Origin of the sequence: Pyramidobacter sp. CG50-2, assembly GCF_003612005.1 — a bacterium.
In the GTDB taxonomy this organism is placed as follows: domain Bacteria; phylum Synergistota; class Synergistia; order Synergistales; family Dethiosulfovibrionaceae; genus Pyramidobacter.
In genome coordinates this window covers 1-6,154 of record NZ_RAWT01000080.1, presented here as the reverse complement: position 1 = coordinate 6,154, position 6,154 = coordinate 1, and the positions used below count along the sequence as shown (strand labels likewise).

5 protein-coding genes are annotated in these 6,154 nt (G+C 60.4%); 1 reads left to right on the top strand and 4 read right to left on the bottom strand.

Annotation, left to right across the window (positions count from 1 at the left end; genetic code table 11):
• Positions 1-253: 253 nt before the first annotated feature.
• The gene (locus tag D7D26_RS11625) at positions 254-1,471 is read left to right on the top strand and encodes an iron-containing alcohol dehydrogenase (RefSeq protein ID WP_078015221.1); all 1,218 of its coding nucleotides are present in this window, start codon (positions 254-256) and stop codon (positions 1,469-1,471) included.
• A 201-nt stretch (positions 1,472-1,672) separates the two neighbouring features.
• Here the strand turns inward: D7D26_RS11625 and D7D26_RS11620 are convergent, their stop codons facing one another.
• From D7D26_RS11620 to rbr, 4 genes are all read right to left on the bottom strand, one after another.
• The gene (locus tag D7D26_RS11620; RefSeq protein WP_120373153.1) at positions 1,673-3,571 is read right to left on the bottom strand and encodes a phosphoethanolamine transferase; all 1,899 of its coding nucleotides are present in this window, start codon (positions 3,569-3,571) and stop codon (positions 1,673-1,675) included.
• A gap of 180 nt (positions 3,572-3,751) precedes the next feature.
• Positions 3,752-4,519 (bottom strand): sodium:solute symporter family transporter, encoded by a 768-nt coding sequence (locus D7D26_RS12685; RefSeq protein WP_233543565.1) that lies wholly within the window; start codon positions 4,517-4,519, stop codon positions 3,752-3,754.
• A gap of 40 nt (positions 4,520-4,559) precedes the next feature.
• Positions 4,560-5,270: a sodium:solute symporter family transporter gene (locus D7D26_RS12680; protein WP_233543564.1), complete on the bottom strand. Its 711-nt coding sequence runs from the start codon at positions 5,268-5,270 to the stop codon at positions 4,560-4,562.
• A 144-nt stretch (positions 5,271-5,414) separates the two neighbouring features.
• Entirely contained in the window at positions 5,415-5,957 is a 543-nt protein-coding gene (gene rbr / locus D7D26_RS11610) for a rubrerythrin (protein WP_078015218.1), read from the bottom strand.
• Between the last annotated feature and the right edge of the window lie 197 nt (positions 5,958-6,154).

Genomic DNA, 6,154 nt, shown 5'->3' with positions numbered 1-6,154 from the left:
ATCTCACCGCTCAGACCATAAGGAGTATTACCGCAAGACAATGGATTGTTAGGTGCTTTAATTGAGAAATAGTATAACTTTAAGGGAGCAGTTCACTTTTGAGACAGCCTCTTTTTTGGCCTTCGCCGCGGGAAATGCATCGGGAAAACAAAACTTCGCCATATTTCCTGTTGACAAATTCTCGTTCGCGATGTATTGTGATTTTAGTCACAAAATATGTGAATTTTATCACATTAATGAGGGGGAAAATGTCATGTGGGAAAAGAACATCAACATCAACGAAGTGAAGACGATCATCTCGCGGACGACGTGCTATCTGGGCGTCGGCGCGATCGCCAGGGTGGACGACATCTGCAAGGCGCTGGCCGACAAGGGCGTCAAGAACGTGCTCGTGGTCACCGGGCACGGTTCCTACAAGGCCACCGGCGCGTGGGACCACGTGGTCAAGGCGTTTGCCGCGCACAAGATCAACTACGTCCTCTACGACAAGGTCACGCCCAATCCGACCGTGGACGGCATCGACGAAGCGGTCGCGCTCGGCAGGGGCATCGGCGCCACGGCGGTATTCGGTATCGGCGGCGGCAGCCCCATCGACACGGCCAAGAGCGCGGCCATCCTGCTGGAATATGCCGACAAAAACGCCCGCGACCTGTACGAATACCGCTTCACGCCCGACAAAGCCAAGCCGATCGTGGCCGTCAATCTGACCCACGGCACGGGCACCGAGGTGGACCGTTTCGCCGTGGCCTCGATCCTCGAAAAGGACTTCAAGCCCGCCATTGCCTACGACTGCATCTATCCCACTTACGCCATCGACGATCCGGCGCTGATGACGGGGCTGGGAGCCAACCAGACGCGCTACGTCTCCATCGATGCCGTCAATCACGTCGTCGAAGCCGCGACCACAAAGCTGTTCGCCTCGCCCTACACGATCCTGCTGGCGGAGGAGACGGTGCGTCTCGTGGATACGTACCTGCCCCGCGCCGTCGCCAACCCGAACGACCTCGAAGCCCGCTACTTCCTGCTTTACGCCTCGATGATCGCGGGCGTCTCGTTCGACAACGGCATGCTGCACCTCACCCACGGGCTGGAGCACCCGCTCTCGGCCATCAAGCCTGCGCTCACTCACGGCCTGGGACTGGCGATGATCCTGCCCTCCGTCGTCGAGGCCTGCTGGCCGGCCGCCGCGGAGACGCTGATCGACGTGCTGCGCCCGATGCTGCCGGGCAGCATCACCGCCGACCCGGCCAACGCCGCCGCTGCCGCCGACGCCGTGGAGCAGTGGATCTTCAAGATGGGCGTCACGGAGAAGCTGGCCGACATGGGCTACACCGAAGCCGACGTGGACAAGCTCGTGCGCCTCACGCGCGAGACGCCGTCGCTGGGCGGCCTGCTCGACCTCGCCCCTGTCGCCGCCACAAGCGAAGTGGTCGCCAAAATCTACCGCGACTCGCTCAAACCGCGCCGTTAGGCCAAAAACGATCGAACGCAAAAGGACAGCCGTTTCCTCTTATTCGAGGAAGCGGCTGTCCGTTTGTCTTGCGGCTCGTTTTCGTTACAGGCAGACCTGCACGCAGGGAACAATGCGACATTTTCATCAAAAGCGGCGTTCAAATTTTTTCGCCCGATATTCCATGCAGAGCAAAGAAATTCCGAAGCAGGCGTCAAAAAACTAAAGATCCGGCACGAGCGATCTGAGCAGGCGGCCTTCCCAGAAGCGGGCGTTCTGTTCGTTGACGGCGTATTTCTCCGAGGTGAGCTGACGCTCCGGCACGGCGTTGGCGTGCTGGACGTGCATCAGCCCCAGCACCAGCGGGCAGATCAGGTCGCTGGTGAAGATGCGGCCGGAATTCGCGCGCAGCTGCGCCGTCGTCGCCGCGTAACGGCGGCGATATTCAGGCGAAAGCCACAGCACCACGGGGATCTCGGCCATGACGGGTTTGAAGGCGTCGAAGTTGTGACCGACGCCGGTCACGTCCTCGCCGTGGTCGGAAAAATAGACCATGCTGCTGACGGCAAACTTCGATTGGGCGAGGATTTCAGTGATTTGCCGCAGCAGGTCGTCCGTATAGGTGAGGCTGCGGTCGTACGCGTCGATGCGCTCGCGCAGCTCGCGCGAAAGGAGTTTGCTGCCTTTGACGCGGGGCAGCCACGGCCAGTTTTCGGGCGCGCTGTTGCGGTAGCTCCAGTGGCTGCCGCGCAGGTGCAGGAAGATCGCGTGGCTCTCGCCGTCTTTGGCGCGCTGCAGCGCCCGGCGCAGCAGCGGCAGAAGCTCTTCGTCCTGATGGCCGTTTTTGCGGTCGAGCAGCGGCAGGTCTTCGATGAACTCCTGTTCTCCGGCGTCGCGCGACAGCGCGCTGACCAGATTGTTGTACGCGCCGATCTTCTCCTGGTTGCTGAACCAGTGCGTCCTGACGCCGGCGCCGGCAAGGATCTCAAGCAGCGAAAAGGCTTTCATGATGCCGGTGAACATGAAAGAGCTGTCGCGATGGTCGAAATGCAGCAGCACGCGCGGGTCGTAATTGCTGAACTGGCTCAGCGCCAGCGTCACGGCCGATTCGGTGTGAACCATGCAGGAATAGGCGCGCTCCAGCACGATCAGCGCTTCCTGGACCGCCGCGTCGCTGGAACAGAGCCAGGGCGTGGTGGGGCGCCGGTAGCCCCAGCGCTGCATGTGCCTGGGGCTGACCGACTCGCCGACGACGACCACGCAGACTTCGCCGCGTCCCGTTCTGGAGATCTTCAGGTCCTCGATGCGGCGCTGCGGGTCGGAACGGGCTTTTTCCAAACTGTCGAGCGCCGTTTGATACTGACGATAGCCTTTTTGAAAGTCAAAAAAAAGATTGCTGTAACTGGTCGCCTTCGCGCGGCAGGACAGGGCCAACGCCACGCAAAAGCAGAGCGTCGCGGCGGCGCACCACAAGCTTTTCACGGGACGACAGCGCCGGATCAGCGAGCGCAGCACCGCCGCCAGCAGCACGAACAGCCCCAGACTGGCCGCCGTCGGCAACAAACCGAATTGATCCAACAGAAAAGATCTCGCTTCGACAAGATTTGTGCCGAGAACGGTCATCAGCGTGTTGGAACCCAGCCGCCGCCCATAGCGTACGATATAGACGAAATAGACGATGTACTGCGCGACGCCAGCCGCCAGCAGCGCCGTCAGCAGCGCTCCGAACAGGCGCTTCGCGCCCGCGAATCGCTGCGAAAGCATACACGCCAGCAGCGTCCAGCAGGCCGGAAAAAGGCACAGGCAGGCATATTCGTACAGCCCGCTGGGCGCGTGGCAGAGAAAGGCCGGCGCAAACTCGAAAAACAGAAAGAACGCGTAGATCTTCGCGCCGGCGCCGCCGTGCCAGTACAAGATCGCCGACCACAGCGCCCAACTGCCGGCAAACTTGATAAACAGCTGCGTCGTCCGCAGACGTTCCGACATCACGAAGGTCAGGAAATTCGCCGAAATCCAGGAGCGGTACAGAGGCCAGGCCAGAAACAGCGTCATCAGCGCCGCCAGCAGCGCGCCCTGAAAGAGCGAGGCCACCGCGCGGTGGCGGCGAAAATATCCAAGCAAAGAATCTCACCTCTTTTGTCGTTCCCCAAATCGGCTGAATTTTTGACGATACCGGAAACTCACGACTTCATAAGTATAAGCGAAAGAATCGTAGAATTCCAGAAAGACGCCCCTCAAAAAAAACGGCGGGTTCCCCGTGCGCAGAACCAGGGGAAACTCGCTGCTTTCGGGGACCTCTCTTTATCGCTTGTGCGGCGGGAACAGCAGCCCCAGCAGACAGCCGCCGACCGAGACTCCCATGCCCGTCAACAGCGGATCGCCGGGCAGTTCGAAAAAATGCCCCGCCGCCACCGCTGCAGGAGCGAAAACGATCGCCGCGAGGATGAACCCGGAACGGATGCGTCCCTTGAGCGCCAGCGCGCAGGTCATCGGCGCGAAGACCACGGCGCCGCGCAGCGCCATGGAGAGAAAACCGAAATCGTTCAGCGTCTTATTGGGAATGACGATCGACAGCACCGCCGCCACGATCAGCACAACGGCGATCGTCAAACGCGTGGCCAGCAGTTCCCCCGCGGGCGTGCACAAACGCGGCCAGAAGCGTTTGTAAATGTCCTTGACGAGGATCGTCGCCATCCCCAGCGACAGCCCGGCGCCGCCGCCGATCACCGTGATCAGCAGCGTTCCGAGCACCACGCCGGCCAGAATCGGCGGCAGATGATCCATCGCAAAGGCCGGCATCACGTGCAGCGTGCTGGCCAGCACCGGCAGGTCGGGCACGGCCTGCCCGACGGCGGCCAGCGCCGCCGCTTCGGCCGCCGTCAGATAATGGGCGCGCATGGACAACCCCATCAGCACGCCGGCGATACCCAGCGGCGGGATCAAAAAGGCGCTCAGCAACACGCCCTTGCGGGCGTCCGAGTCGGTGCGGCCGCTCCATACCGCCTGAGCGTACGTCTGCGTGGAGAGCACCCCGAGCAGCAGCGACACACAGGAACCGAGGTCCTTCATCGTTCCGCGCGCCGTCAAATTCATGAAACGACGGGAAATATCAGCCGCGCCCGTCAAATTCGGCACGTTGTTCGCCGCCTGCTGCACCAAACCCAGCGGCGTCCCCCCCAGAAGCCGCTCCAGCGACGCCGTCAAGCCGCCGAGCCCGCCTTCGAAACGAAGGATCAGTATCATCCCCCCCCATCAGCGAGAGATAGAGCAGCGTCACCTTGACCACCCCGCCCATGCCGGCTCCCCAAGCGCCGCCGAAAATCACGTAACAGCACATAACCAGCACCGCCAGCATCGCCGCCGTTGTCACCGACATGGACGGGAACATCAGCGTGAACAGACCGATGCAGCCCATCACCTGCGACAGCACGGTGATGAAGATCCCCGTCGCGCTCAGCACGGAACCGACGCTCTCCACCGTGCCGCCGTATTCACCCGAGATAATCTGCAGTTCCGTGACGCAGCCGCTGTTCCGCAGCGCCTTCGCGTATCCCAGCGCCATCAGCAGGCAGCCGAGGCCGGAACCGAGCGTGAACCACCAGGCCGCCAGGCCGTAATGGAAGGCCAGCTGCACAGAACCCAGCGTCGACTGGCTGCTGACCAGGCTGCCCATCAGCGCGCCGCAGACCAGCCCCGGACCTGCCTTGCCGCCTCCGGTGAGAAAGTCTTTGGCGTTCCTCACCCTTCTTCCCGAGTACAGCCCCACGCCGATGATCAGCGCCAGAACCAAAACGATCCCGGCGACCGTCAGACCCGTCATGAAAACCCGCTCCTTTTCTTCGCTGAATATGACACGGGAATTTTATTATACCGCCGTATTCGTTCTCGTAAAACCCAGTTGAAGCGCGTAAAAAAACGACCCATTCCTTTACGGGAATGAGCCGCTTTTTTGTATTCGCAGATTTTAATAATTGTTCGCCTTAATCTGGAAATACGCCTGCGGATGAGCGCAGACGGGACACACCTGCGGCGCTTTCTTGCCGACGACGATGTGACCGCAGTTGGCGCACTGCCAGACCATGTCGCCGTCGCGGGAGAAGACCAGACCGTTCTCGACGTTGGCAAGAAGCTTGCGGTAACGCTCTTCGTGTTCCTTCTCGATGGCGCCGACCATCTCGAAAAGCTTGGCGATGCGGGTGAAACCCTCTTCGTGGGCGGTTTTGGCGAAACCGGCGTACATGTCGGTCCATTCGTAGTTCTCGCCGGCCGCGGCGTCCTCGAGATTCACCGCCGTGGTGGGGACGTCGCCCTCGTGAAGCAGCTTGAACCAGATCTTGGCGTGCTCTTTCTCGTTGCCCGCGGTCTCTTCGAAGATCCTGGCGATCTGCTCGTAGCCTTCTTTTTTGGCTTTGCTGGCGTAATAGGTGTACTTGTTGCGCGCCTGCGATTCGCCGGCGAAGGCGGCCTGAAGATTCTTTTCGGTCTGAGTGCCCTTGATGTTTTCCATGGTAAAAGTCCCCCTCCAAATTCAACGTGCGGATTTTCCGCGAAAATCTCTGCCTGTTCCCCCCGGAACCCGTTCAATATAAGTTATTCCGATAAAATTTGTCAAGACTAACAGTTTGCTCTGTCGTTGTTCAGTGATAAAGTCCCCCATAACTGTTCCAAGAAAATGTCACTCTGAGATAATACCGTTCATGAAAC

Bases quoted from the DNA above. Each gene is read 5' to 3' on its own strand.
- D7D26_RS12680 (WP_233543564.1), bottom strand. From the start codon at position 5,270: ATGACGGGTCTGACGGTCGCCGGGATCGTTTTGGTTCTGGCGCTGATC.
- D7D26_RS12685 (WP_233543565.1), bottom strand. From the start codon at position 4,519: ATGAAGGACCTCGGTTCCTGTGTGTCGCTGCTGCTCGGGGTGCTCTCC.
- rbr (WP_078015218.1), bottom strand. From the start codon at position 5,957: ATGGAAAACATCAAGGGCACTCAGACCGAAAAGAATCTTCAGGCCGCC.
- D7D26_RS11625 (WP_078015221.1), top strand. From the start codon at position 254: ATGTGGGAAAAGAACATCAACATCAACGAAGTGAAGACGATCATCTCG.